The 24,604-nt window shown below is 58.2% G+C and carries 24 protein-coding genes; 18 read left to right on the forward strand and 6 right to left on the reverse strand.

Features of this window, described 5'->3' with window-relative positions; translation table 11 throughout:
* Window positions 1-22: 22 nt before the first annotated feature.
* The 3 genes from IEV00_RS08610 to IEV00_RS08620 are packed head-to-tail and all read right to left on the reverse strand — an operon-like array spanning window position 23 to window position 938.
* Window positions 23-316 carry a putative quinol monooxygenase gene (locus IEV00_RS08610; RefSeq protein ID WP_188359958.1) on the reverse strand — a complete coding sequence of 98 codons (294 nt, stop codon included), beginning with the start codon at window positions 314-316 and terminating at the stop codon, window positions 23-25.
* A 30-nt stretch (window positions 317-346) separates the two neighbouring features.
* The gene (locus IEV00_RS08615; protein WP_188359959.1) at window positions 347-637 is read right to left on the reverse strand and encodes a putative quinol monooxygenase; all 291 of its coding nucleotides are present in this window, start codon (window positions 635-637) and stop codon (window positions 347-349) included.
* A gap of 7 nt (window positions 638-644) precedes the next feature.
* Complete coding sequence (locus IEV00_RS08620; RefSeq protein ID WP_188359960.1) at window positions 645-938, reverse strand: putative quinol monooxygenase; 294 nt, start codon at window positions 936-938, stop codon at window positions 645-647.
* 168 nt (window positions 939-1,106) lie between these two features.
* Between IEV00_RS08620 and IEV00_RS08625 the strand changes: the two genes are divergently transcribed.
* From IEV00_RS08625 to IEV00_RS08670, 10 genes are all read left to right on the forward strand, one after another.
* The gene (locus tag IEV00_RS08625; RefSeq protein WP_188359961.1) at window positions 1,107-2,177 is read left to right on the forward strand and encodes a DUF8462 domain-containing protein; all 1,071 of its coding nucleotides are present in this window, start codon (window positions 1,107-1,109) and stop codon (window positions 2,175-2,177) included.
* 47 nt (window positions 2,178-2,224) lie between these two features.
* Window positions 2,225-3,421 carry an RNase H family protein gene (locus tag IEV00_RS08630; RefSeq protein ID WP_188359962.1) on the forward strand — a complete coding sequence of 399 codons (1,197 nt, stop codon included), beginning with the start codon at window positions 2,225-2,227 and terminating at the stop codon, window positions 3,419-3,421.
* Window positions 3,422-3,807: 386 nt separating this feature from the next.
* Window positions 3,808-4,950, forward strand: coding sequence for a trans-sulfuration enzyme family protein (locus IEV00_RS08635; protein WP_188359963.1), 1,143 nt, complete (start codon window positions 3,808-3,810; stop codon window positions 4,948-4,950).
* Between the two features lie 40 nt (window positions 4,951-4,990).
* The gene (locus IEV00_RS08640; RefSeq protein ID WP_229723155.1) at window positions 4,991-5,815 is read left to right on the forward strand and encodes a transporter substrate-binding domain-containing protein; all 825 of its coding nucleotides are present in this window, start codon (window positions 4,991-4,993) and stop codon (window positions 5,813-5,815) included.
* Window positions 5,816-5,827: 12 nt separating this feature from the next.
* The gene (locus IEV00_RS08645) at window positions 5,828-6,502 is read left to right on the forward strand and encodes an amino acid ABC transporter permease (protein WP_188359964.1); all 675 of its coding nucleotides are present in this window, start codon (window positions 5,828-5,830) and stop codon (window positions 6,500-6,502) included.
* Entirely contained in the window at window positions 6,495-7,244 is a 750-nt protein-coding gene (locus IEV00_RS08650; RefSeq protein ID WP_188359965.1) for an amino acid ABC transporter ATP-binding protein, read from the forward strand. The genes IEV00_RS08645 and IEV00_RS08650 overlap by 8 nt, the downstream gene beginning before the upstream one ends.
* Window positions 7,245-7,440: 196 nt before the next feature.
* Window positions 7,441-9,036, forward strand: coding sequence for an alanine/glycine:cation symporter family protein (locus tag IEV00_RS08655; RefSeq protein WP_188359966.1), 1,596 nt, complete (start codon window positions 7,441-7,443; stop codon window positions 9,034-9,036).
* 210 nt (window positions 9,037-9,246) lie between these two features.
* Window positions 9,247-10,641 carry an O-acetylhomoserine aminocarboxypropyltransferase/cysteine synthase family protein gene (locus tag IEV00_RS08660; RefSeq protein WP_188359967.1) on the forward strand — a complete coding sequence of 465 codons (1,395 nt, stop codon included), beginning with the start codon at window positions 9,247-9,249 and terminating at the stop codon, window positions 10,639-10,641.
* A complete protein-coding gene (locus tag IEV00_RS08665) occupies window positions 10,641-11,141 on the forward strand; it encodes a CoA-binding protein (protein ID WP_188359968.1) in 501 nt (166 codons plus the stop codon). Before IEV00_RS08660 ends, IEV00_RS08665 begins: the two co-directional genes overlap by 1 nt.
* A 58-nt stretch (window positions 11,142-11,199) precedes the next feature.
* The gene (locus IEV00_RS08670) at window positions 11,200-11,994 is read left to right on the forward strand and encodes a CPBP family intramembrane glutamic endopeptidase (RefSeq protein WP_188359969.1); all 795 of its coding nucleotides are present in this window, start codon (window positions 11,200-11,202) and stop codon (window positions 11,992-11,994) included.
* 46 nt (window positions 11,995-12,040) lie between these two features.
* On the opposite strand, the gene hutC is transcribed toward IEV00_RS08670, so the two are convergent.
* Window positions 12,041-12,793: a histidine utilization transcriptional repressor HutC gene (gene hutC, locus IEV00_RS08675; protein ID WP_188359970.1), complete on the reverse strand. Its 753-nt coding sequence runs from the start codon at window positions 12,791-12,793 to the stop codon at window positions 12,041-12,043.
* Window positions 12,794-13,010: 217 nt separating this feature from the next.
* Here hutC and hutU point away from each other — a divergent pair, with 217 nt between their 5' ends.
* From hutU to hutH, 4 genes are read left to right on the forward strand one after another with little or no spacing between them, the layout of a single operon-like run.
* The gene (gene hutU, locus IEV00_RS08680; protein WP_229723156.1) at window positions 13,011-14,690 is read left to right on the forward strand and encodes a urocanate hydratase; all 1,680 of its coding nucleotides are present in this window, start codon (window positions 13,011-13,013) and stop codon (window positions 14,688-14,690) included.
* Window positions 14,690-15,898 carry an imidazolonepropionase gene (gene hutI / locus IEV00_RS08685; RefSeq protein ID WP_188359971.1) on the forward strand — a complete coding sequence of 403 codons (1,209 nt, stop codon included), beginning with the start codon at window positions 14,690-14,692 and terminating at the stop codon, window positions 15,896-15,898. The genes hutU and hutI overlap by 1 nt, the downstream gene beginning before the upstream one ends.
* Complete coding sequence (gene hutG, locus IEV00_RS08690) at window positions 15,891-16,907, forward strand: formimidoylglutamase (protein ID WP_188359972.1); 1,017 nt, start codon at window positions 15,891-15,893, stop codon at window positions 16,905-16,907. The genes hutI and hutG overlap by 8 nt, the downstream gene beginning before the upstream one ends.
* Window positions 16,900-18,441, forward strand: a complete 1,542-nt coding sequence (gene hutH, locus IEV00_RS08695) for a histidine ammonia-lyase (protein ID WP_188359973.1) — start codon at window positions 16,900-16,902, stop codon at window positions 18,439-18,441. Before hutG ends, hutH begins: the two co-directional genes overlap by 8 nt.
* 1,157 nt (window positions 18,442-19,598) lie before the next feature.
* Here hutH and IEV00_RS08700 read toward each other — a convergent pair.
* A complete protein-coding gene (locus IEV00_RS08700; RefSeq protein WP_188359974.1) occupies window positions 19,599-20,420 on the reverse strand; it encodes a trimeric intracellular cation channel family protein in 822 nt (273 codons plus the stop codon).
* 186 nt (window positions 20,421-20,606) lie between these two features.
* On the opposite strand from IEV00_RS08700, the gene IEV00_RS08705 reads away from it, so the two are divergent.
* Genes IEV00_RS08705 through IEV00_RS08720 form a run of 4 tightly spaced genes read left to right on the forward strand, consistent with a single transcriptional unit; the run spans window position 20,607 to window position 23,251 of the window.
* A complete protein-coding gene (locus tag IEV00_RS08705) occupies window positions 20,607-21,698 on the forward strand; it encodes a hypothetical protein (RefSeq protein ID WP_188359975.1) in 1,092 nt (363 codons plus the stop codon).
* Window positions 21,691-22,680, forward strand: coding sequence for a hypothetical protein (locus tag IEV00_RS08710; RefSeq protein WP_188359976.1), 990 nt, complete (start codon window positions 21,691-21,693; stop codon window positions 22,678-22,680). The genes IEV00_RS08705 and IEV00_RS08710 overlap by 8 nt, the downstream gene beginning before the upstream one ends.
* On the forward strand, window positions 22,677-22,988 hold the full coding sequence (locus tag IEV00_RS08715) for a PadR family transcriptional regulator (protein ID WP_188359977.1): 312 nt from the start codon (window positions 22,677-22,679) through the stop codon (window positions 22,986-22,988). Before IEV00_RS08710 ends, IEV00_RS08715 begins: the two co-directional genes overlap by 4 nt.
* Before the next feature lie 47 nt (window positions 22,989-23,035).
* Window positions 23,036-23,251 (forward strand): hypothetical protein, encoded by a 216-nt coding sequence (locus IEV00_RS08720; RefSeq protein ID WP_188359978.1) that lies wholly within the window; start codon window positions 23,036-23,038, stop codon window positions 23,249-23,251.
* Window positions 23,252-23,266: 15 nt separating this feature from the next.
* Here the strand turns inward: IEV00_RS08720 and IEV00_RS08725 are convergent, their stop codons facing one another.
* Complete coding sequence (locus IEV00_RS08725; protein ID WP_188359979.1) at window positions 23,267-24,424, reverse strand: alpha/beta hydrolase; 1,158 nt, start codon at window positions 24,422-24,424, stop codon at window positions 23,267-23,269.
* Window positions 24,425-24,604: the final 180 nt, after the last annotated feature.

Raw genomic sequence — 24,604 nt, forward strand, 5'->3', positions numbered from 1 at the left:
ATCCACCGTTCGGCAAAGTCTCCTAGTGCTCGTAGTCGTAAATGCGCACCTCGGGCTCGCCCGCCAGATACTCGGCCCATTCCTCGTTAGCTCGCACGTGGTGCTCTGCTGCCATGTGGGCGTCTAGGGCCTCCCGGGTCATCCAGCGCTCAAGAAAGGCATATTCGCCTTCGGGGCCGTCTACTCGCTTGCCAAAATCGTAGAAAACACAGCCTTCGTCGTGGGCTACGGTGTCTTGAACCAAACGCTGGGCGATGCTCTCCCAGGCCTGGGCATATTCGGGTTTGACGGGTATGACTGCGTAAACGCCAATCATGGGGTCTCCTTTGACCTTAAGAAATATGTATTAGAACTGGAAGATATTAACTTCTAGCGGTTCTGCTAAGTAATTCTCCCACTCTGCGGTGGCGGTGGTGAAGTGTTCCTGGGCCATGTGGGCTTCAAGGTCGGCTTCGCTGTGCCAGCGCTCGATGAAAGCGTATTCGCCTTCTGCACCTTCTTCTACGAGGGCGCCGAAGTCGTAGCTGTCGAGCCCGGCGTCTTTGCTTCGGGTTGCTTCTACGAGTTTTGCTGCTGATGCCTCAAAGTCTTCGATGGACTCTGCTTTGATAGAGGCTTTTGCGAACACACCAATCATGGTTCTCCTAAATTTCGTAGATGCTAATTTGCATGGGGGTTGCTAGGTATTCCTGGCACTGGGCATCAGCTTGCACGTAGTGGTCGGTTTCAAGGTGCGCTTCGAGTGCTTCGATGGAGTCCCAGCGTTCTATGAATGCGTACTGAGGGTCTTCGGGGCTCTCGGGGTTGATGAGCGGGCCTACTTCGTAGCTGACGACTCCTTCTTCTTTGATAGATGCCTCAGCAAGTTTTTCAGCCAGTTCTTCGAAGTTGCTCACGTGCTCGGGTTTAACGTGGGCGTGGGCGTAGACGCCGATCATGGGTGCTCCTTTGTGAGGATTTGTGGTGGTTTCACGCTACCACTGAGCCGCACGGGGTGCGACGTTCATATCAGTGGGTGGAATCGCAACGTGATGTAACAGCTATTGAAGAGCCAAGATATAAAAGTTATAAAAGATATAAAGGATTTTTAAGAAGATTGGGAGCTCATGAACGCACAGCCTACCGTTGAGTACGCCGGTGTTGCCTACCCTCTCAAGGGGCGCGACGCCGAGCTTTCTGCGTTTGAAGCCCGTTTCGATACCGGCAACTGGTCTACCCCCGTGGTGGTCACCGGCCCCGCAGGTATTGGCAAGACGGCGCTAGTGAAGGCTTTTGAGGCAATTGCCTGCGAGCGCGGCTGGCGTGCGCTCTATGATGCCCCCAGCAAGGGGCTTACCCAGCGCATGAGCGGAATCTACCTGCCCGGCATCCATGAGAATCTCACCGGTAAAATCTGCGATGACTTCGATTGTATGTCGCTGGAAGAGCAGCTGAAAATGGTCGCTGAGGGCCTGCAAACCTTGGGTGAGGGTCTGCTGATTACCATCGACACTCTACCCCGCGGAGCAGCGGCGAACCTGCGCGAGCTGGTGAGCGCCGTCGTCCGTGTAACGGAGCTTGGGTTGCCCGTGCAGCTGGTGCTGGCCGGTCGCGGGCAGGACGCGCGGGACCTCCTGGCTGCCGAGGGTATGGAGGCTCTCGCCTCGGCTGAGCAGATTGACCTGGGGGCGCTGACCCGGGCGCAGACTGAGGAGACTCTGCGACAGGTGTGGGAATCCTGCCGGGTCCACAGCGGTAAAACCTGCGAGGTTACCCAGGAGCTTCTGCAACGGGCCAGCCTTGCCACCTACGGCTACCCCTATATGGTGCAGCTGGTGGGGGAGAGGATTCGCCGCAAAGCGGTTGATCAGCAGCTCACCGAAGAGCAGCTCATCTGTGAACTTGCCGCCGCCCAGGAGGCTCTGGGCGCTCTGGTTCTGGGGCCCCTTCTTGAAAAACTTTCCGCCGGCGACCGCGCTTTTCTTGAGGCTATGGCTGAGGACGACTCTTCCAGCAAGATGAGCGATATTGCCGCGCGGCTGGGAAAGAACCCGCAGTACGCCGGGGTCTACCGCAACAGGTTGGTGGAGGCGCAGATTATCCGTGCGGCCTCCTACGGCAAGGTCACTTTTGTGATTCCCCACTTGCGTGACTACCTGCGTGCTCACCGTGCCGAAGACAGCTTCGACACTTTTTAGATTTGCAATAAGAAAAAAACAATAGAGAAGAAAAGGAGGTGGAAATAATGAGCATATCGCCAGCACAAATCAAGAAATGTACCCTCACGTGGGAGGCTCCTGACTACACTTCGAGCTACCCGGCAGGTTTCGTGGATCAGGGTGTGGCAGTGGTTGCCATCATGATGGAGACTGTTCAGTCTAAAAGCATGTGTTACACCGGGCTTTCCAGCATGATTTTTATATCGCGGGAAAACGGTGATCGCGAGGTAATTGAGACTGAACCCATTACGGATTCGGTGGCCCACTCTTTGCTGGACCCCTGCGATGAGGTGCATGTTGACATGCTCGGGCGCGCGATTCTGCGGGCTTGGGAAGTAATTCCTGAGGAATATAAGCAGAATCTTATTACGGTGGCAGCCGATAGGCACTACCTGAAGTTGCTCTTCCGCCAGTTTGGATCTCTCAAAGAGATCATGGAGTACCGTTCCATTGATAAGGTACTCAACCCCTATGAGTCCCACTCCTTGGGTGAGCAGCACGTGAAGCTGGTGGGTACCCCCGCCGGTGAGATTCTGCCGCACTACATGGAGGAGGCCTCACGGCTGGCCTACGCCGAGCAGGAGCGCGACCAGGCCCAGCAACCGGTGGAGAAGCTGGTGGACTATAACGTCTTTACCGACTGCTCATTCCGTTCTACCAACAACAAGAAATTTGCCCGCGGTGGTCGCATGGGAATTGGGGGTGTGGCTGAAGACGGTTTCTACTTCCACTCCCACTACGATGCCACCAACATTATGACCGGCGAGCTTTCTGCCATGTTGGCTGCCTTTACGCTCTTCTACCACGGTGGTCGGCGCCTGGTGATTCATACGGATTCCCTGGGCGCGCTGACTTTCGTGCTGAGGCTGGCGCACAACCGCTGGTCTTTTGAGCACTGGGCTAATGAGGGCGTGCAGGATCCCCGGGTGCTGGCCGAGATGACCTCTCTGACCGAGGCTATTCGGGAGCGCCGCGTGATCGTCAAGCACGTGCCCGGCCATACCGGACACGGCCTGCAGGAGGCCTCTGATTCGGTTTCGAAGATGCACCGGCATTTCCCCGGTCAGATTGTTGAAAAGTGCAACCTGCTCGAGTTCAACCGCCGCTGCGATTCCATCATTACCGCGCTTTCGGGTTGCGAGAAAACCTTTAGGCTGGACTGCCCCGAGTGGATGCAGATTCGCCCCTCGGCTATCCACGCCCGCAACCGGCTCTGGAAGTAGGTAGATGCCCGAGTGGCCATTTTTATACCGTTTTTCTTTGATATTCGGTACAAAATTGGCCTCTCGGAGGAACCCTGGTAGGGAAGGTACAAGCTCATCCTTGCCGGGCTACCGAAGGTACACGTGAAGTCCCTAGGTACAAGTATTGTCTTGTACCTAGGGACTTCACGTGTACTTTTGGCATCTCAGTTGGCCTTTGCTTGTACTAAGAGCCTGTTGTAGCGCAAATATAGAAAGTAGGTTCGGGGGGCACTCAAGCCTGCGTTACGCAGTGTTACAAAGGCGTGAGACCCACCGCAGATGGCTCCCAAAACCTACCTGTCTAGTCACCAACCGGGTAGTGTTGAACCGTAAGCTCAAGCAACTTGAAAGAGAAAGTAAAAGCAATGGCAGGTTTCAACACCACCGCGATTCATGCAATTGACCCTCGAGACAATGAGTATCGGGCAATTGTGCCCCCGGTTCACATGGCATCGACCTTCGGCCAGCCCACCGAGGGCGGCGAGGGACCTTTCGAGTATTCCCGCGGTGGCAACCCCACCCGCTCTAAGCTAGAGGAATCCCTGGCCAAGATTGAGGGCGCTAAGCACGCCTCCGCCTACGCCACCGGCATGGGAGCCTCCGCAGCCGCTATGGGCATTTTGAAGTCGGGCGAGACCCTGCTGATGGGCATGCCCGTCTACGGCGGTAACTACCGCTTTGGCACCATCGAGCTACCCAAACGCGGCGTAACCACCCGGTTTGTGGCCGACATGGCCGAGCTCTCCGATGAGGACTTCGACGAAACCGTCAAGATGGTCTTTCTCGAAACCCCCACCAACCCCACCCTGCGGGTTTCAGATATTGAGCGTATTGCCGAGCTGGCCCACCGCAACGGTGCCCTGCTGGTCGTAGACAACACCTTTATGACCCCTTATCTACAGCGGCCCCTGGAGCTGGGCGCAGATATTACCGTGCAGTCCGCCACCAAGTACCTGGGCGGCCACGGCGATCTGCTGGCTGGCGTGGCTGCCACCAACAGCGATGAGCTGGCAGATGAGCTTTTCAAGTCTCAGCTCATCAACGGCAATATCATGGCACCCACCGAGGCCTACCGCCTGCTACAGAACGTCAAGACCCTGGGTATCCGTATGGACCGCCAGCAACAGAACGCCCTGAAGGTGATGGACTTTCTCAAGGGGCATGACGGCGTCGCTGAAGTCATCTACGCCGGTTCGGCTAACGAGCGGGAGCGGGAAATCCAGCAGCGCCAGGCCCAGGGTTTGGGCGCCCTCTTCTCCTTCAAGCTGGCGCCGGGTGCTAACACCAAGGCCTTCTTGGACTCCCTGGAGGTCTTTACCTTTGCGGTCTCGCTGGGCGGCATCGAGTCGCTGATTTGCCTGCCCGCCACCATGACCCAGGGTGCCTACTCCGAGGAGCACCTGAAAGAGTTTGGCGTGGACACCGACCTGATTCGAGTAGCCGTGGGTATTGAAGATGTAGAGGATCTCATTGCAGACCTCGACAAGGCCCTGTCAGCTGCCTTCTAATAGCTTTTATAAGAAAAAACTCTCTGATAAGGAAATCACCATGAACATGTCATCCTCCATGACTCGCCGTTCCGCCTTTGCCCTGACCGGCGCTCTCTCGCTGGCGGGCGTTCTCGCCGCCTGCTCGCCGTCCTCGTCCTCATCGTCTTCCGAGGATAAGCTGCAGGCCATTAAGGACGCCGGCACCATCCGCATCGGTATGGAGGGCACCTTCCGCCCCTGGGGTTACCACGACGAAAAGACCAACGAGCTGGTGGGCATGGAAAAGGAAATCGGCGATTTGATTGCCGCCGACCTGGGTGTCGAAGCCGAGTACATTGAAACCCAGTGGGACTCCCTAATTGCCGGTGTGGACTCAGACCGCTATGACATCGTGATTAACAACGTTGCCCCCACCGAAGAGCGCCAGCAGAAGTACGACTTCTCCACCACCTACGTGGCCTCTAAGGGCAAGGTTGCCGTGAAGAAAGACTCCGAGCTGCAGAAGGTGGAGGACATCGCCGGCCACACCGCGGCGTCGTCCGAGACCTCTAACTTCCGCACCCTGCTGGAGGGCCAGGGCGCAACTATCGTGACCGTGACCGGCTTTGACGAGGCGATTGAGCAGGTGCTCTCGGGCCGCGTGGACTGCTGCGGTAATGACGCGGTGACTTTCGCAGCCTACGACCAGGAGCACCCCAACGCTGACTACCGCCTGCTGGAGGGCGAGCTGGGCGATGCCTCTGAGTCTGCAATCCTTATGCCCAAGGGCCAGGACGCCCTGAAGAACGCCATCAACGACTCTCTGAAGAAGCACACCGATAACGGTGACCTCAAGGCAATCTACGAGAAGTACGTTGGTATGGACCTCACCCCGAAAGCCTAGGTCTAGCACTTTATGGATCGGTATATAGAACTCTGGGTGGACTCCCTGCCGCAGTTGCTCTTGGCAACCGCCAAGATTACGCTGCCGCTGTCTGCTATCGCCTTTGTGCTGGCGATTCTCATCGGCATTATCTCGCAGGTCTTTCGCTCAAATAAGTTCCGGCCGTTGGCATGGTTGGCCAACGTCTACGTGTGGCTCTTTCGCGGCACTCCGCTGCTGGTGCAGCTCTTTCTGGTCTTCTACGGCCTGCCGCGGGTGGGGATCACCCTTGACCCCTGGACCTCGGCAATTATTGCCCTCTCGCTCAACACTGGTGCCTATGTGGCAGAGACCTTCCGTTCGGCGGTAGCCTCGATTCCCCGGGGCCAATTCGAGGCGGCAAGAACCCTGAACTTCACCAAGATGCAGACCTTACGCCACGTGATTATTCCCCAGGCGGTGCGTATCGCGCTACCGCCGCTGGGCAATGATCTGATTGACCTGATTAAGGGCACCTCGCTGGTCTCTACCATTTCTCTGGTCGATCTCTTTCAGTCGGGCAAGCAGGTGGCGGCGGCTAACTTTGAACCGCTGGCCATGTACCTTGAGGTTGCGGCAATCTACCTGGTGATCTTCACCGTGCTGTCTTGGTTGCAGTCCCTGCTAGAGAAGCGCAGCAACCGCTACATGAGGAGCGTTCATGCTTAGAGTTGATTCCCTCACCAAAAGTTTTGGCAGCCAGACGATTCTGCACGACATCTCGCTTTCTCTTGAGGACGGCGAGACCACGGTGATTCTTGGGCCTTCGGGTTCCGGTAAGTCCACCCTACTGCGCTGCCTGAACCTGCTGGAAACCCCCGAGTCTGGTTCTCTTACCATTGAGGGCGACACCGTGGAATTTGGCGGGAAGCTCTCCGACGATCAGGTGCGCACCATGCGTCAGCACTCGGCCATGGTCTTTCAGCAGTTCAACCTCTTTCCCAACTACACCGCCCTGAAAAACGTGGCGCTTGCCCCGGTGCTCAACGGCAAGATGGGTAAGGCCCAGGCCGATCAGCTAGCGCGGGACCTGCTGGTCAAGGTGGGGCTGGAACACCGCATTGATTCCTATCCCGAACACCTCTCTGGCGGCCAGCAGCAGCGCGTGGCGATTGCCCGGGCGCTCGCCGTCTCGCCCGACTACCTGCTCTTTGACGAGCCCACCTCAGCCCTTGACCCCGAGCTTGAGGCGGAGGTTATCAAGGTGCTGGTAGACCTGGCGCGGGAGCGGCGGTCTCTGGTGGTGGTCACCCACAATATGGCCTTTGCTCAGAAGGTGGCAGACCGGATTATCTTCCTTGACGGCGGGCAGGTGACCTACAACGGAGCGCCGTCCGGCTTCTTCTCATCCGATGACGAACGAATCCGTAAGTTCCTCAACGTCTACGAGATGGTGGACTACACGATGTAGGATTTTTCGGACGACGCCCGCGCGGGTGTTTGTTTGCAAACAAATAGCAGGCGATGTGTTGCCCTCTCGTACGAGAGGGCAACTTTTTTGCCCGAAAGTATTGACACTTTTTGTATAGACAGGCGAAACTAAATGTCATTGCATATGGTGACTTGAGTCACTTCAATATCATCACCTCATCGATGGAGTTTGAACGGTGTCAGCATTTTTCGAGACCCTCAACGGTCTAATCTGGTCACCCGCCCTGGTTTTTCTCTGCTTGGGCGCGGGTATCTACTTCACGATTGTTACTAAGTTCCTGCAGATTCGCTGCATTCCAGACATGCTCTCCCAGCTCAAGGGCGGGGATAAGTCAGAAAACGGTATTTCCTCTTTCCAGTCGCTGATGATCTCTCTGGCAGGCCGTGTGGGCGTGGGTAACATCGCAGGTGTTGCCACCGCTATCGCTTTCGGCGGCCCCGGCGCTGTCTTCTGGATGTGGGCGGTGGCCCTGCTGGGTTCAGCCACCTCCTTCATCGAATGTACCCTGGCTCAGATTTACAAGGAGCAGGATAAAGATAGCGGTGAGTACCGCGGTGGCCCCGCCTACTACATCGAGAAGGCCTACCGCCACACCAAGGCAGCACCCCTGTGGCTGATTTACGGCATTGTCTTTGCTGTATCTATGGTGCTGGCCATGTCTTACTTCATGCCCGCTATCCAGTCCAACTCGGTGGCAGCGGCAATCGACCAGGCCTGGGGCTTTGACGTGGTGTGGAGCGGCGTCTTCATGACCGTCATTCTGGCAATCATCGTGATTGGCGGCGTCAAGCGTATTGCAAACTTCGCCTCGCTGGTGGTTCCGCTCATGGCGGTTCTCTACATCGCCTTCGCCGTGGTGATTATGGTGGTCAACTTCTCGCAGATTCCCGAGGTCTTTGGTCTGATCTTCAGTTCTGCTTTCAACATGAACGCAGGCTTTGGCGGCATGATGGGCGTGGCAATCATGTGGGGCGTGAAGCGCGGCATCTACTCCAACGAGGCAGGCCAGGGCACCGGCCCCCAGTCGGCAGCAGCTGCTGAGGTTTCCCACCCCGCTAAGCAGGGCTTCGTGCAGGCTTTCGCTGTTTACGTAGACACCCTCTTCATCTGCTCGGCAACCGCCTTCATGATTATCTCCACCGACATGTACAAGGTCTTCGAGGGTGAATCTGAAGAGGGCGTTGTCCGTTACGCAGGCTCCATTGCAGACGGCATTGCGGTAGGCCCCGGCTACACCCAGGAAGCTCTCAATACCCTGTTGCCCGGCTTTGGCCCCTCCTTCATTGCCTTTGCCATTATGTTCTTTGGCTTCACCACCGTGCTGGCCTACTACTACATGGCAGAGGTCAACCTCTACTACTTCAACCGCTGGATTAAGTCCCGCGTAGCCCGCCGCGCCCTGATCTGGATTATGCGCGTGCTGATTCTCTGGGCAACCTTCAACGGCGCAATTTCTACCAGCACCGACTCCTGGATCTTCGGTGACATCGGTGTGGGCATCACCGCCTGGCTGAACGTGATTGCGATCCTGATTCTGCAGGTTCCCGCCCTGAAGGCGCTCAAGGACTACACCCGCCAGAAGAAGGCAGGTCTGGATCCCGTCTTCGATCCCGAGGCACTGGGTATTCGCAACGCTGATTTCTGGACGGCTCGCAATGCTGCTTCCTCCCGGGCAGGTTCAGCCCCTGCTGGCGTGGCTAGCGGCTCGGCGGCAGGTTCAGCGGCTGGCTCTGTTGCCGGTTCGCAGCGAGGTGACCGCCCCGGCGAGTAGCCTGCGCCAGTCTAAGGTACACGTGAAGTCCCTGGGTACAAGTATCGACTTGTACCCAGGGACTTCACGTGTACCAAAGCGGGGTAGAGCCCGACACATTGCGCAACCTTCGCAACCTTCAGACACAATGGTGACCCTTTCAGGGATTTCCAGCACTATGGAGACTAACCATCCCTGTGTGTGCAGGGGAGCCTAGTCAAGGAGTTGCTTGTGGCTGAACATACCTTTGGTTTCCGCACCCGCGCGCTACATGCCGGTGGCACGCCCGATGCTGAGCACGGGGCGCGGGCGGTGCCGATTTACCAGACCTCGTCCTTCGTTTTTAAAGACGCCGACGACGCCGCCAATCTGTTTGCCCTGCAAAAGTACGGCAATATCTACTCGCGCCTTTCTAACCCCACCGTTTCTGCGCTGGAGGAACGTATTGCTTCCTTAGAAGGCGGTATCGGCGCGGTGGCAACCGCCTCGGGTATGGCAGCCGAGTTCATTACCTTTGCGGCCCTGTGCCAGCAGGGCGACCACATCGTCGCTTCGTCCCAGCTCTACGGTGGCACCGTAACCCAGCTGGACGTTTCCCTGCGTCGCTTTGGTATTGACACCACCTTCGTTGCCGGTACAGACCCGGCCGATTTTAAGGCGGCACTGACCGAGAACACCAAGGCAATCTACACCGAGATCGTGGCAAACCCCTCGGGCGAAATTGCCGACCTCGAGGGTCTGGCCGAGGTCGCCCACGAGGCGGGCATTCCGCTAGTGGTTGACGCAACCCTGTCCACGCCCTACCTGATTCGGCCCTTTGAACACGGGGCAGACATCATCATTCACTCGGTCACCAAGTTCCTCGGCGGCCACGGCACCACCCTGGGCGGCGTCGTCGTTGAATCGGGTCGCTTTAACTGGGGTAACGGCAAGTTCCCCGCTATGACAGAGCCGGTGCCCTCCTATAACAATGTTTCCTGGTGGGGCAACTTTGGCGAGTACGGTTTTCTGACCAAGCTGCGTTCTGAGCAGCTACGCGATTTTGGCCCCTCCCTGCAACCCCAGGCAGCTTTCAACCTGCTCCAGGGCGTTGAAACCCTGCCCCAGCGCATGGATGCCCACCTGGCCAACGCCAAGGCCGTGGTGGAATGGCTCAATACCGACCCGCGTATTTCCTACGTGAACTACGCCGGACTAGAAGACCACCCCCACTTTGAGCGCGCTCAGAAGCTGCTGCCCCTGGGTGTGGGCTCGGTCTTTTCCTTCGGTGTTGCCGCTACCGAGAAGGCAAGCGGCCGCGACGTAGGTGCTGAATTCATCAAGAACCTGCAGCTGGCCTCGCACCTGGCCAACATTGGCGACGCCCGCACCCTGGTGCTGCACCCGGCGTCCACCACCCACCAGCAGCTCACCGCCGAACAGCTGGTTGCCGGCGGTGTGAAAGAAGACCTGATTCGTATCTCGGTGGGACTTGAAGATACCGAGGACATCATCTGGGACCTTGACCAGGCACTGACCATTGCCTCGGGCCGCGACCGCTCCGGCGCCGTCGTCGGCGAAGCAAGCGCAGATACCCGCGCTGCCGAGCGCGCCGCCGCGGAGTCCGGTGAGAAGGAGGAGAAGTAATGACTGAACGAAACTGGGAAGGCCCCTCAGCACCTGAACGTCTGGCGATTCTGCGGGCTACCAAGTCGATTGCGATTGTGGGCATGTCAGATAAAATTTCGCGCGCCTCGTATTTTGTGGCGACCTATCTGCTGTCGTCCTCCCGTTACAAGGTTTATTTTGTGAACCCGATTCTTGCCGCCAAGGGCAAGGAGGTGCTGGGCCAGCCGGTCTACGCCTCGCTGGCTGACCTGCCCGAGGCCCCCGACATGGTGGATATTTTCCGCCGCAATGAGGATTTGCCCTCGGTGGTGCAGGAGTCTATTGACGCCGGTGCTAAGACTGTCTGGATGCAGCTGGGGTCGTGGAATGAGGACGCCGCCGCCCTGGGTGAGTCTGCCGGGCTGAACGTGGTGATGGATCGCTGCGTGAAAATTGAACACGCCCGTTTCCACGGCGGATTGCACCTGGCGGGCTTCAACACCGGGGTGATTAGCTCTAAGCGGCAGGTGCTGGCTTAGCCCGCGCCGCTCTAACGCCGAGCCACCAGCAACTGACTGAATCACCAGTTGGTTGCTGGTGGCTCGGTCACTTTCCGGTGGTTGGGTAATCTGCGGGATGAGGACGGCGCGGTGGCGGCTGGGCGCGAAAAAGCTTGATAATTTGGTGGGCATGAGTAATTTAAGAAGCACACCTCATGTCACTGGAAAGCAACTTTTTCTAGCAATTCTTGCTCTGCTCTTCGTTTTAATTTTGGGCTTTGGCAGCTACATCGTATTTGCTCTGACTGCTGGACTCTCAGGTGAAGAAGTAACCCAAACGATCGTATGGTCGATTCTGATAGTCAGTGTTCTTGCTCTTTTGGGGCTCATCGGAGTTGCCTATAAATGTAAGATTTCCTGGAGCTCACTCGGTATCGTGAAGCCTCGGCTCCGGCTGCTTCATGTTCTATGGCAGATTCCGGTTTTGTTTCTGGGGATACTCGCTGTCCAAACTATCTTCGTGTTTTTATTTTTCAGCGGGAATCCGCCTGAAACAAATTCTAGTTCTAAGATGCTTCCGCATCTTGGGGCTGGTGCAAAAATCGCCCTAATCTTTGCAACAGCTATCATTACACCGCTGTGGGAAGAACTCTTCTTTAGAGGGTTCCTATGGAGCTATTTGCGAGGCAAGTTCTCCATAATCTGGGCTGTACTCCTTACTGCGGTTATCTTCGCGCTAGGCCACGGCATTCCCGTCCTTCTGCCCTACATGATTTCGGTGGGGCTGTGCTTAAGCTACCTACGATGGTTCCACCAATCAATCTGGGGAGGAGTCCTCTTGCACATGTTTATTAACGGGCTGATTTCCTTATTGGGTCTATTAGTTCTCTAGCTTCTTTGTTGTGTAAGGAACACCCCAAGGCCGAGCCACCCAAGCCCTAGTTCCCGAACTCTCCTTCCAGGCGGATCCGCGAGCCAGGGTGCAGCAGACGGGCGGCGGAAACCAGCCCGGCATCTGAGTAGGTGTAGCGCTCAATGCGCAGGCAGGGCTGAGAGGGGTCGATACAGAGAAGCTCACTCTGGGGATCAGAGGCCAGCACCGCCTCCACCACGTGCTTTCCCCGGGAGAGGGGAGCTACCCGGGTGAGGTAGTCGTTGGGGGTGGAAGTAGAAAAATCCTGGGCCAGGTAGTCTGGCGCCAGCTCCGGGGAGACAAAGCGTTCTTCCAGCTGAAAAGGCTCCTCGTTCTCATAGTGGAGGATGACCGAGTGAAAGGCGTGGTCGCCGAGTTCGGCGGGGATTTGGCCGGGACCCCACCCGGCGTCGTCCTCGGTGAAAAGTTCTTCGAGCGCAATCACGCGGGTGGAGTGTACGTGGCCGCGCTCTTTGATTTCGTCTGCGATGTTGTGGACTTCAAAGAGGGAGCCGGGGGCCTTGGGTGAGGCGATGAAGGTGCCGACGCCGCGGGAGCGGGTGAGTATGCCTTCGCTGGTGAGTTCGCGCATGGCGCGGTTGACGGTCATGCGGGAGATTCCCAGGGCGTCTACGAGTTCATTTTCTGAGGGAATCTGAGAGCCAGGAACCAGGCTGCCCTGGGAAACCAGCTGCAGAATCATGTCTTTGATGCGCTGGTAGGCGGGCAGGGCAGTGCTGGTCTGCTCGTAGTGCGGAGCAAAATCTTGAATTTTCATGGGGCTCCCTTGACAGTCAACGAAACATCTAGTTGTATATACAATATATGCAGTGTGACGCTCGCCTCAAAAATGGGCGGTGCTTACCCAACAGACTAGCTAATTAATTGACTCACCTGCGGAATTGTGTCCAGAAAGCAAGAAAATGGCGCTCAATAGGCGCGAGACAGCGCCGCGACACGGCTTCCGCACAGTGCAGAGCAAGGAAAGGAACGCCATGATGAATGTTTCTTCTGAAGGCCACGAACCCCGCCCCGTCTCCGCCCCGCGCGGTACTGAACTCAACACCAAGGGCTGGCAGCAGGAAGGTGCCCTGCGTATGCTCATGAACAACCTCGACCCCGAGGTGGCCGAGCACCCCGATAACCTGGTGGTCTACGGTGGCACCGGCCGCGCAGCCCGCTCCTGGAAAGCATTTGACGCCATTGTTGCCTCTCTAAAAGATCTCGAAAAAGACGAAACCCTGCTGGTGCAGTCTGGCAAGCCCGTGGGCATTTTCCGCACCCACGAGTGGGCGCCCCGCGTGCTGATCGCTAACTCTAACCTGGTGGGGGACTGGGCCAACTGGGAGCACTTCCGCAAGCTGGAATCTGAGGGCCTGATGATGTACGGCCAGATGACCGCCGGGTCCTGGATTTACATTGGCACCCAGGGAATTTTGCAGGGAACCTATGAGACTTTCGGCGCGGTTGCCCGCAAGCGCTTCAACGGCACCCTGGCAGGCACCATTACCCTGACCGCCGGTATGGGTGGCATGGGTGGCGCCCAGCCGCTGGCGGTGACCATGAACGAGGGCGTGGCTATCTGTGTGGACGTCGATGAGTCCCGTATCGACCGCCGCATTGAGCACAAGTATCTCGATACCAAGGCAAAAGACATCGACCACGCCCTAGAACTGGCTATCGAGGCCCGCGATAAGAAGCAGCCCCTCTCAATCGGCTTGGTGGGCAACGCCGCCGAAATCTTCCCCGAGCTGCTCAAGCGTGATGCTCCCATCGATATTGTCACAGACCAGACCAGCGCCCACGACCCCCTGAGCTACCTGCCCCTTGAGGTGGAGTTTGACCAGATGAAGGCAGAGGCCGCCCGCGATCCCGAGCTCTTCACCAAGCAGTCCCGCGAGTCTATGGCCCGCCACGTTGAGGCAATGGTGGGCTTTATGGATAAGGGTGCTGAAGTCTTTGACTACGGCAACTCGATTCGCGATGAGGCCCGCAAGGCAGGTTTCCAGCGAGCCTTTGACTTCCCCGGTTTTGTGCCCGCCTACATCCGCCCCCTCTTTGAGGAGGGCCTGGGCCCCTTCCGCTGGGCAGCGCTCTCCGGCGACCCCGAGGATATTAAAAAGACTGACCAGGCAATTCTCGAGCTCTTCCCCGAGAACGAGCACCTGGCCCGCTGGATTAAGATGGCCGGCGAGAAGGTACACCACGAGGGTCTGCCCGCCCGTATCTGCTGGCTGGGCTACGGCGAGCGCCACAAGGCCGGTCTGAAGTTCAACGAGATGGTCAAAAACGGTGAGCTCTCGGCTCCGATTGTGATTGGCCGTGACCACCTGGATTCGGGCTCGGTGGCTTCTCCCTACCGCGAGACTGAGGGCATGAAAGACGGCACCGATGCCGTGGCTGACTGGCCCCTGCTCAACGCCCTGGTCAACACCTCTTCGGGTGCCAGCTGGGTTTCCCTGCACCACGGTGGCGGTGTGGGCATGGGCCGCTCCATTCACGCGGGTCAGGTGTGCGTTGCCGACGGCACCGACCTGGCTGCCCAGAAGATTGAGCGTGTGCTCACCAATGACCCCGGTATGGGCGTGATTCGTCACGTGGACGCCGGCTACGAGCACGCTGCCGAGGTTGCGGCTGAGCGCGGGGTTCGTATTCCGATGAAGGAAGCGGACTAATGTCTACTACTCTTCTCACGGGTATCAAGACCCTGGTGACCAATTCGCCCGAGCTGGGCGATGCCGGTTCAGAGACCGACAGGCTGGGCATTATTCACGATGCCGCTGTGGTATTGGACGGCGAGTCTGTGGCCTGGGTGGGTCGGGCGGCTGATGCTCCGGCGGCTGATAGCGCTCGGGACCTTGAGGGCGGGGCGGTGCTGCCGGGCTTTGTGGAGTCGCACTCGCACATGATTTTTGCCGGGGATCGCTCCGAGGAATTCTCGGCGCGCATGCAGGGTAAGAAATACGAGGCGGGCGGTATTCGCGGTACGGTGGCAAAAACCCGCGCCGCCAGTGCAGAGGAGCTTCATTGTAATTACAAGAACTTGCTCAGTGAGTCTCTGCGGCAGGGCACCACCACGGTTGAGGTGAAGTCCGGCTACGGCCAGTCCACCGAGTCTGAGCTGCGCAGCCTGCAGGTTGCTGGCAGAGAAACCGATGAGGTTACCCTGCTGGCGGCCCACGTTGCCCCGCCGGAATTTGCCGGCCGAACCGACGACTATGTTCAGATGGTTGTCGACGAGATGGTACCCACCTGCGCTCCCTATGCCCGCTGGATTGATGTTTTTTGTGAGAAGGGTGCCTTCAACGAAGAGCAGTCCCGCGCGGTTCTCACCGCGGGGATCAAGCACGGCCTCACCCCGCGCGTCCACGGAAATCAGCTCAACCCAGGCCCCGGCGTGCAGCTGGCGGTGGAGTTGGGCGCGGCGTCCGTAGACCACGTGGTGCACCTGAGCGAGGCCGACATTGACGCGCTGGCGCAGTCCGCAACCGTGGCCACGGTTTTGCCCGGCGCGGATTTCTCCACGCGCAACCCTTATCCACCGGCTCGGAAGCTCCTCGACGCGGGGGCTACCGTTGCCCTGGGTGCTGACTGCAACCCGGGCACCAGCTTCACCACCTCTATGCCCTTCTGCATTGCCATTGCGGTGCGGGACTTGCATATGAGCCCTGATGAAGCTGTTTGGGCGGCAACCGCCGGGGGCGCGGCCGCCCTGCAACGCGAGGATGTTGGCGTGCTCCGCCCCGGAGCCCGCGCCGACCTGAGCGTGCTTGACGCCCCCAATCACTTGCACCTGGCTTACCGACCGGGGGTTCCTCTGGTGTCCTCGGTGTACTCGCACGGTGAGCTTGTCTACCGGGCAGCGGGGGTGCTCAATGGCTAAAGTCTCTGACTTCATTGATGCGCCACCCGCTGCCTGGACTGGAAGACACGACGGCGCGGGTGAAGAGCACCTGCGCTGGCACGAGCGGGTGCGTCTGCTGGGGGAGGACTCTCAGAATGACGCCGCTGATGTTACGGTACTCGGCTTCGCCAGCGATGAGGGGGTAGAGCGGAACCAAGGACGCCGCGGGGCAGCTGAGGGCCCGGCGGCGATTCGGTCTGCGCTGGGGTCGCTGTCTCTGCTGGCCCCGGTGGCTTCTATTGACCTGGCTGATGCCGGAGATGTCACCGTCACTGACGATCGCTTGGAAGAGGGCCAGGAGCGCCTGGGCCAGGCGGTGGCTGCCGTAATCGATAGTGGCTCACTACCGATTGTTTTGGGAGGTGGCCACGAGATTGCTTTTGGAACCTACCGGGGCGTGGCCCGGTCGGCCCGCCGCAGCGCGCCCGGGCAGGGGAGCGAGAACAAACCCGCCAAATTCGGCGTCCTGAATCTCGACGCCCACTTTGACCTGCGCTCGGCACCGCGGGCAACCTCGGGCACGGGCTTTCGCCAGCTGCTGGAACTCGAAGAAGAGCAGGGCAGCGAGGTCAGCTATGCCGTAGTGGGTATCTCTGAGGCTGCCAACACGCAGACCCTCTTCGACACCGCAGAGAAATACAGGGTGAAGTACCTGCTCGATACTGACTGCGGTGTCACCCGCCGGGCAGAGGTCCTGGACTTTGTGCAGAGCTTCCTGGCAGAAAACGACCTCATCTACCTCACCGTAGACCTGGACGTTCTTCCCGCCGCTACCGCCCCCGGCGTGAGCGCCCCGGCGGCCCGCGGCGTCCACCTAGAAATCATCGAGGCCGTGTGCGACCTGGTGGCCGCCAGCCCCAAGCTCGCCGCCGCCGATATTGCCGAACTCAACCCCGCCTTTGACCTTGACGGGCGCACGGCAAAGACTGCCGCCAGACTTGCTCATCGTATAGCAACCCACCACTTTGAGAGGAAAATCCATGACTGAAGTAACCGTAGGAATCGGCCCGGTCAGCTTTGAAGAGCTGCTGGCGGTTGCCCGCGAGGGTGCCACCGTAAAAATCTCCGAAGAAGCCCTGGCCGCCATTGCCGACTCCCGCCAGCGCATTGAAGAGCTGGCCGAGAACCCCAAGCCTGTCTACGGGGTCTCCACCGGCTTTGGCGCCCTGGCAACCCGCCACATTCCCCAGGAGCTCCGCAAGCAACTACAGCGCTCGCTGATTCGCTCCCACGCTGCCGGTTCTGGCCCCGAGGTGGAGCGCGAGGTAATTCGTGCCCTGATGCTGCTGCGTCTCTCGACCCTGGCCACCGGCCGCACCGGTGTGCGTGCCGAAACCGCCCAGGCCTACGCTGATTTCCTCTCTGCCGGCATTACCCCGGTGGTACACGAGTACGGTTCGCTGGGCTGCTCGGGAGACCTCGCGCCCCTGGCCCACTGCGCGCTGGCCATTATCGGTGAGGGCGTGGTGCGCGATTCCTCCGGCGAGTATATGCCCGCCGCCCAGGCACTGGAAGCAGCGGGGCTGAAGCCCGTTGAACTGGCAGAAAAAGAGGGGCTGGCTCTCATCAACGGAACCGACGGTATGCTGGGCCAGCTGGTGCTCGCCCTGGATGATCTGCGGCAGCTCTTCAAGCTGGCAGACCTCGCCACCGCCATGAGCGTGGAGGGCCAGCTGGGCACCGACCGGGTCTTTGCCCAAGACCTGCAGGAGCTGCGCCCCCACCCCGGCCAGGCGTCGTCCGCGGCAAATCTGCGCACCCTGCTGGCAGACTCGGGCATCGTGAAGTCGCACCAGGGCGAGCACTGCGCCTTTGTTCAGGACGCCTACTCGCTCCGCTGCTCACCCCAGGTTGCCGGTGCCGCCCGCGATACCGCTGACCACGCTCAGCTGGTGGCGGAGCGTGAGCTGCGCGCCGCCGTCGATAACCCGGTGGTGACCCCGGACGGTCGCGTGGAGTCCAACGGCAACTTCCACGGCGCTCCGGTGGCCTACGTGCTGGACTTCCTGGCGATTGCTGCCGCCGACCTCGCTTCGATTTCTGAACGTCGTACCGACCGCTTCTTGGACGCCGCCCGCAGTCGTGGCCTGCCGCCCTTCCTGGCCGATGACGCCGGGGTGGACTCGGGCCACATGATTGCCCAGTACACCCAGGCGGCGATTGTCTCTGAGCTCAAGCGGCTGGCGGCTCCGGCTTCGGTGGACTCGATTCCTTCGTCGGCTATGCAGGAGGACCATGTTTCCATGGGCTGGTCTGCTGCCCGCAAACTGCGCAAGTCGGTGGACGGCCTGCGCCGGGTACTGGCAATTGAGATTCTCACTGCCGCCCGCGGTATTGAGCTGCGGGAGGGGCTGGACGCCGCCCCTGCCACCGCCGCCGCTATTGAGGCTATTCGCGCCGCAGGTGTGCAGGGCCCCGGAACAGACCGGTTCCTGGCACCCGAGATTGAAGCGGTAGTTCAGCTGCTGGAAACCGGCGACCTGTTAGCTGCCGTAGAGAAGGTAGCGGGAAAGCTCGCCTAGCGTTTTGCCGTGAGCCACCAGAAAGTGACCGACCCGCTTTCAAGGTGCTGGTGGCTCAGTCACTTTCTGGTGGCTCGGCGCTGAGAGGTAATCCGCGAAAGGCCATTTTTATACCGAAATTCCACGAAAAATGGTCTAAAAATGACCTCTCGGCAATCGAGACGGCCCCTACAGCTAACCTTTTTCATCGAGTCGCCGGTATGGGACCGGCGAAATGTCGCTGAAACGGCGACTCGGTAAATTCGTGCCTTTGGGTACAAGCAAGTTCCTGCCGATTTTCCTTCAATGTACAAGCACAGTCCGTAGGGTACAAGCATAGTCCCCAGGTACAAGACAATACTTGTACCTGGGGACTATGCTTGTACCTTCCTCACAGAGCTTTTGCGAGAGGCCAATTATTGACTGTTTTTCGTGGAATTTCGGTATAAAAATGACCTCTCGGCAGGCAAAGCAACTTGAGTAGCTACCCAGCATATTAAAGAAGGCGCTTTTTGCTCTCCTCTCGGGTGACATGCCCGGGAGGGGGACATACTTTTTGCTCTATAACTTGAGAGGTAAAAGGAAAATGGCCTGCTTCATCTCGATGAAGCAGGCCATTTTCATGGTGGGAACCGCGAATATCCCCCGATAACACGGTTCTTCAAGACGGTTTGCGCTCTAGCTAATCCCCTAGACGCTACAGCGTGCGAGCCGGGTCAGATCCCCCAACCTTTACCGACTACCAAACCGTGATAGAGCATAAAAACTAATTGTCTGTTTCTTTGCTCGCCTCCTATTGAGGCTGTGTCAGTCGTTTGACTGACCAAGAACTAGTTTACATATTTACAAAGGCTCTGCGTAGAACCCCTTTTACCGGTAGACAGGGCAAACAGCGCCGGGGGAGAAGATAAAAACCTGTCCTGGCAAGTAGTTTTATTTCAAATTTTATATATCCTGGAGGGGAGCTGGGAGATTCTCGTTGAACCTGTGAGTTTGAGCTGTAAAGTATTTTTACGTTCTGGCGCATGCGCCATAAGGGTGTTTGAGCTGGTCAAGGTTTGGTTTGAGCTCGGGAATGTGAAGTTGAGAAATTGTCTAGAAATTTTCAAAAAATTTTTCATTTTGAAGACATTCTGTTCTCAAGTTGGCAACATTTTGTTAGGTATCTGTCTAAAAAACTAGAAATCTTTGGGGGAGTGACGGTGTTGTTGAATCTGCTCATCGGTCAGCACCTCAAGATTTTCTGTCAGCGGCTGGCCGGGTTCCCAGGTGCGAACACTGCGACCTGCCTTTTTCTGCCCCGGTGCAGACCAGCCCTTGCGGAGGGGGCGGGAGGAGCGTCGTCCTGACATAAACCGCGGGCGGGGCACCTTCAGCGTAATCGGCTCGGGAAGCTGCCAGTTGCGGGTGCGGGCCGCGATACCAAAAATGAGGCAGGAGGCGATAGAGACCGCCATAGCTAAATTGGGTCGGTGGAAAACCTCGCTGATAATCGCGGTCTCGGCGGCTCCCACAAAAGCAACCGTGGCGTAGAGGGAAGAGCCTCCCAAAATGGAGGGGATACGGTTGACCATGATGTCGCGCAGTACGCCACCGCCCACCGCCGTGACAATACCCAGGGCAATGGCGGGCAGCCAGTGCAAGCCAAAATTCAGGGCCTTGAGAGTGCCGGTGGCAACCCAGCAGCCCATACCCAGAAAGTCCACAATCATCAGAAGCCAGTTGGCCCAGCGGGTGCCAAGATCAATGGTATAGGCAAGCAGGGCGGCGGTGAGCGCTCCCGCCCAGTAGGCCGAGTCGGTGAGGGCGATAGGAAAGTCGGCGTTGAGTAAAACATCGCGGATAATGCCGCCGCCCATGCCGGTAATTACCGAGAGCAGAATAAAACCCACCATGTCGAAGCGGAAAGCACGGGCGACTGCTCCGCCGAGTAGCCCCGAAGAGACAATCGCGGCAACATCGACAATGCGGAATACCGTGGTGGGGTCGAGGGATTCCATGAGGCTCCTGGGGTGAAAGTTTCCATGTTTTAGAGAGTTGGGGGCAGGCAGTTGCAACTCTCTGGGCCGGGAATCTTATTCTACCGAGAGGGCTTGCCTAAAAATCCATACTAGGTAAGAATTTTACTTAGTAGAAGTTTTAACTTAGGCCACCGCAGTCTTGAGCTAAGCAAGGAGCTGATTCCCATGACAGCTGACCAGACCCCCGGCGCCCCGGAGGAAAACCGACTGACCGACTATTCGCTGTGGAAGGAGCAAGACCGGCAGTGGGCAGCCCGTTTCACCTATGTGCTTGCCTTCAAAACAAACCTGCCCGCAGGCAAGATTGAGACGGTGGTTGAGCGTACTCGAAGCACCACCTTGGATGCTGACCTTCCTGCCCAGAAGCTATTTGGCGATCCTGATAAGGCTGCCCGGCTCGCCGCCTTTCAGGAAACCAGCCACGAAGACCGCTCTGAGACCCGGATTCTGCCGGTGACAGAGGCTACCTCGGCGGCTCTGATGCAGGTGGGTTTTTTAGTTTTTTTGATGACCTGGTTTGTTACCGACTACGGTTCCTGGCGGGTTGTACATCCCTATAACCTGGCCTTTGTGGCGGCTATGGGTCTGCTGATGGCTCTGGGCGGCACCCTCGTTTGGTCTGGTATCTCCCGCGGTAGATTGCTTGCCGCGACTGTGATTGGTGCCCTGGCGCTGGCCGGCTTTGTGGTGCTCGCGTTCACCCTGGGGCCGCTGATGGAGAGTCCTAACCAGCCTTCTCTTCCCATGTTCCTTGGACTTCTGCTGGGGCTTGCTCTGGGTGGAGGCGGCCTGCTGCTGGCTGTTGCTGGAGGGTGGGCTTCTGCCCGCCAGCGTGAAGATAGTCGCGACTGGTTTACCCAGCTTGAGGGCTATCTGCGCGGTCAGCACGCCTTCCGCGCTCGGGAGGCGCGCGGCGTCGTCCGCGAAACCCGCGATCATTTGGTTTCGCTTCAGGACGCGCGGGGTACGGCGGTGGACCCCGAGACTGAGTTTGGCCCCGCGGCGGCTTTCGCGCAGGCCTATGCGGGGAACTCGGTGCAATCCATTAGGCGTAAGGGTTGGCTGAAGCAGACTTTTATCGCCCTGCAGTTTCTGATTTTTGTGGCGGTGATGCTGAGCCTGATGTGGGATTCTGGCTGGCTTGGCTCTATCTTCTGGGGAGTGGGAATTCTATTTTTTGCCCTCCGTTTCAGAGGGCAGTCTCGGGATAATAGGCGGCAGGTTAAACAACGTTTGAAGGAAGCGCGGGATGACTAAGTTACCCTACCCGGGCTTTTCACCCCGGGACAACGACTGGCTCTATGTCTATGACCGGCAGCTGGTCTACTACGGTGATAACACCTCGGCGGGGAGCCGGAACCTTCTGCTGAAAGAGACTATGCAGCAGATCAAAGATTCGGGGACTGAGGCATATGAGCTCTTTGGCGACCCCGCGGCTAAGGCTGAGCAAGATTTGGCGCAGAGAATCCCCGCGCGGCTCAAAACCCGGTATGGCCTGGTTGCTTCACCGGCAGCGGTGCTCGGTGCGGGTGCTACCTATCTGGGGATGCTGGGGCTTTTTGCCAGCGTCCGCCTGCTGATTTATTCGGGACTTAGCTTTGATTTAACAGCCCGCGATCTTGCTGTTCCGCTGGTGCTCACCCTCGGGATCACCACCCTCTTGGGTTTCTATGCCCTGCTCACTTCTGGTCTGCCCACACATGCTTGTGCGGTGTTGGGAGTCGGGGCAGTTCTGGTGAGCCTGGGCCTTGCTGTCGTGAACAACTCTGTGCTGGTTTCGGGCTTTCCCACCCCGGTATTCTTCCTTCTTCTTGCTCTTCCGGCGGTTCTCTGGTGGCGCTGGCGGGCTGTCGGTCCGCAGTTTGCCCCGGTCTTGGATTCCTCTGCCTGGTACCGCCGTTTTGCCGGAGTTTTACGGTTTCGTTACCGGGTTTCTCCGCAGAAATACCTGGCTGAGGTGCGCGAGCACTGCTCACTTACCGCTGCAACCCCTCAGGAGGAATTTGGCCACCCCGAGCTCTACGCCTACGAGCTAGAGGGAGTCTATCCGCAGTGGGGCAAAAAGCGTCGAACTACCGCAATCGCTACCGTGACAGTGCTGGCCTTGGTAGCCCTGGTGGGCTTTGGCTTCTTGGATAACGAATGGGCTAATCCGGCCTTCTTTGCCCTGACCAACCTGCTCTTCTTTGGCCAGTACACCAACCTCAACCGCAAAATTCCCGAGGTGAGCGCACGATGAACTCGCCCGAACCTTCTTCCTGGCAGCGCGCCGTCCTGCCCCTGCTCTTGCTCCAGGAACTTTCAACCGGGCCCGCCCACGGCTACGCCCTTGGTCGGGCTATTGCTGAGCGCGGTTTTGCACCGCTGAAGGGGGCTACCCTCTATCCGGCGCTAGCCCGACTTGAGGAGTCTGGCCTGGTCAGCACCCACTGGGAGCAGGGCGAGGGAGGGCCCGGCCGTAAGGTCTACGAGATTTCGAGTGCAGGACGTCGCGAGCTTGAGTCCCTGAGCGCCGCCTGGGCTACCTTCGCGGCGCGGGTAGGCTGATAGAAAGCATACTGTTTATCTAAGATAAGTATGCGTATGATTGGGGTATGGGATTTTTTACTAGAACTTTTCTGCCAAACAAGGTTCGCCGGGTCATCAACCCGGTGGGCCACGCTAAGTATTCTGCCCGTCGCAAGTTTGTGCCGAAGCCGGTGCGCCAGTTCCAGCACCTCACGAGTGCTTTTCGGAACCCCACCGGCTACGCCAAGCGCCGGGCCAGCTACTCGCTGTCTAATGCAATTCGCCGGCGGCTCTTCAAGTAAGTTGCAGAGCCGGAACTAACTGGCGTGCGCAAAGTAGGGGGAGCGGTGGGCAAGCCAGTCTAGGCCCTGGCCAATGCCGGGAATCCAGACATCTACGCGGTGGCCCCCCACCGGCACCGTTGCCACCACTAATTCGGTGGGTGCCTGCACTGCCTCTTTAAAGGTTCCCAGGGAAGCTTTGGGAAGATCGTCTTCGGCGCTGGTGTAGAAATAGATACCAACTTCAGGTTTATCTTTGGCAACAATATCTCCCAGCAGGTAGCGGGGATCCTTGGAGTCAAGCCACTGCTGGCCATCGGTGTAGATGGGCTCGAAATAACCTGCCTGTACCAGCGCCGAGCCAAAAATATCGGGGTGTTTGACCGTAAACATTGAGGCGCACCAGCCTCCGGCACTGTAGCCGCTGGTAGCCCACGCCCCGCTATTCTCAATGGCGCGCAGGTTATTTTTGATCCAGGGAACGAGGTCTTGGGTCACGTAGGTTTCGGTGTGGGGTGGCTCCATGGTTGAGGTACCGGCATCGGAGTCTACACACTCGCTGTCAAAGGTACCGGGGTAGACATCGGGAACCACCAGAATTGCCTGCCCCATCTCCCCGGAATTGAACTTGTCTTCCAGCATTTTTCCGTAGTCGATGTCCTTGCTATAGGTGGTAGACGAGCCCGGAAAACCGGGAAACCCCATAATCACGGGGTAAAACTGATCGCTGTTCTGAAGGTAGCCAGCGGGTAGGTAAACCATCACGTCCATGCTCCTGGAAGAAGCTGATCCCGGAACTTTAACCGTAAAATACTGCCCCTGGTCTGTATTCTTCACCTGCCCGCTAAAAGCCGGGTTGGTGATCGGGTTTTTCTGAATTTCGCTGGCGGTCTGATTGACGTGAGCTGCGGGGAGAACACTATCGGCCGCCCCAAAGTTTTCCACGCTGGAAGTATGGGCGGCAGAAGGGTCAAAGAGCTCCTGCCAACTGGTGTACCACTGGTTTTCCTGGTTGAGCCAGGCGGCAACCGAGGCAATGGCTAGCACTATGGTCACTAGAAAAACGAGGGCCTGAGCCAAGTATTTTTTCAGCCCCGGCCTACGGCGGCGGGGAAGAACCAGCACCCCAAAGAGAAAGAAGAGGGCGCTGATAACGGTTATTCCCCAGACAAAGGGGGCATCTGTGATTCCCATGAATGGTTGAGTTCCTTTGAAAATAATGAGGGTGCTCTCAAGCTAAGAATGCTTGTTCAAACTGTGAGTCTGCTGTGTGAAAGCAGGATGTTTAGAATGAGCACTTACAAAAACCGCTTGAAAACAATGAAAGGGCGTATTCTCAAAGCAAGATAAAGAACCGCATCCATAACGCTAGGA

The sequence above is a fragment of the Rothia aerolata genome (assembly GCF_014635585.1).
In the GTDB taxonomy this organism is placed as follows: domain Bacteria; phylum Actinomycetota; class Actinomycetes; order Actinomycetales; family Micrococcaceae; genus Rothia; species Rothia aerolata.

Coding starts and splice junctions, on each gene's coding strand:
- IEV00_RS08710 (WP_188359976.1), top strand. CDS start 21,691: ATGACTAAGTTACCCTACCCGGGCTTTTCACCCCGGGACAACGACTGG.
- IEV00_RS08625 (WP_188359961.1), top strand. CDS start 1,107: ATGAACGCACAGCCTACCGTTGAGTACGCCGGTGTTGCCTACCCTCTC.
- IEV00_RS08645 (WP_188359964.1), top strand. CDS start 5,828: ATGGATCGGTATATAGAACTCTGGGTGGACTCCCTGCCGCAGTTGCTC.
- IEV00_RS08650 (WP_188359965.1), top strand. CDS start 6,495: ATGCTTAGAGTTGATTCCCTCACCAAAAGTTTTGGCAGCCAGACGATT.
- IEV00_RS08635 (WP_188359963.1), top strand. CDS start 3,808: ATGGCAGGTTTCAACACCACCGCGATTCATGCAATTGACCCTCGAGAC.
- IEV00_RS08615 (WP_188359959.1), bottom strand. CDS start 637: ATGATTGGTGTGTTCGCAAAAGCCTCTATCAAAGCAGAGTCCATCGAA.
- IEV00_RS08620 (WP_188359960.1), bottom strand. CDS start 938: ATGATCGGCGTCTACGCCCACGCCCACGTTAAACCCGAGCACGTGAGC.
- hutH (WP_188359973.1), top strand. CDS start 16,900: ATGACTGAAGTAACCGTAGGAATCGGCCCGGTCAGCTTTGAAGAGCTG.
- IEV00_RS08705 (WP_188359975.1), top strand. CDS start 20,607: ATGACAGCTGACCAGACCCCCGGCGCCCCGGAGGAAAACCGACTGACC.
- IEV00_RS08725 (WP_188359979.1), bottom strand. CDS start 24,424: ATGGGAATCACAGATGCCCCCTTTGTCTGGGGAATAACCGTTATCAGC.
- IEV00_RS08640 (WP_229723155.1), top strand. CDS start 4,991: ATGAACATGTCATCCTCCATGACTCGCCGTTCCGCCTTTGCCCTGACC.
- IEV00_RS08610 (WP_188359958.1), bottom strand. CDS start 316: ATGATTGGCGTTTACGCAGTCATACCCGTCAAACCCGAATATGCCCAG.
- IEV00_RS08665 (WP_188359968.1), top strand. CDS start 10,641: ATGACTGAACGAAACTGGGAAGGCCCCTCAGCACCTGAACGTCTGGCG.
- hutC (WP_188359970.1), bottom strand. CDS start 12,793: ATGAAAATTCAAGATTTTGCTCCGCACTACGAGCAGACCAGCACTGCC.
- IEV00_RS08700 (WP_188359974.1), bottom strand. CDS start 20,420: ATGGAATCCCTCGACCCCACCACGGTATTCCGCATTGTCGATGTTGCC.
- IEV00_RS08715 (WP_188359977.1), top strand. CDS start 22,677: ATGAACTCGCCCGAACCTTCTTCCTGGCAGCGCGCCGTCCTGCCCCTG.
- hutU (WP_229723156.1), top strand. CDS start 13,011: ATGATGAATGTTTCTTCTGAAGGCCACGAACCCCGCCCCGTCTCCGCC.
- hutG (WP_188359972.1), top strand. CDS start 15,891: ATGGCTAAAGTCTCTGACTTCATTGATGCGCCACCCGCTGCCTGGACT.
- hutI (WP_188359971.1), top strand. CDS start 14,690: ATGTCTACTACTCTTCTCACGGGTATCAAGACCCTGGTGACCAATTCG.
- IEV00_RS08720 (WP_188359978.1), top strand. CDS start 23,036: ATGGGATTTTTTACTAGAACTTTTCTGCCAAACAAGGTTCGCCGGGTC.
- IEV00_RS08630 (WP_188359962.1), top strand. CDS start 2,225: ATGAGCATATCGCCAGCACAAATCAAGAAATGTACCCTCACGTGGGAG.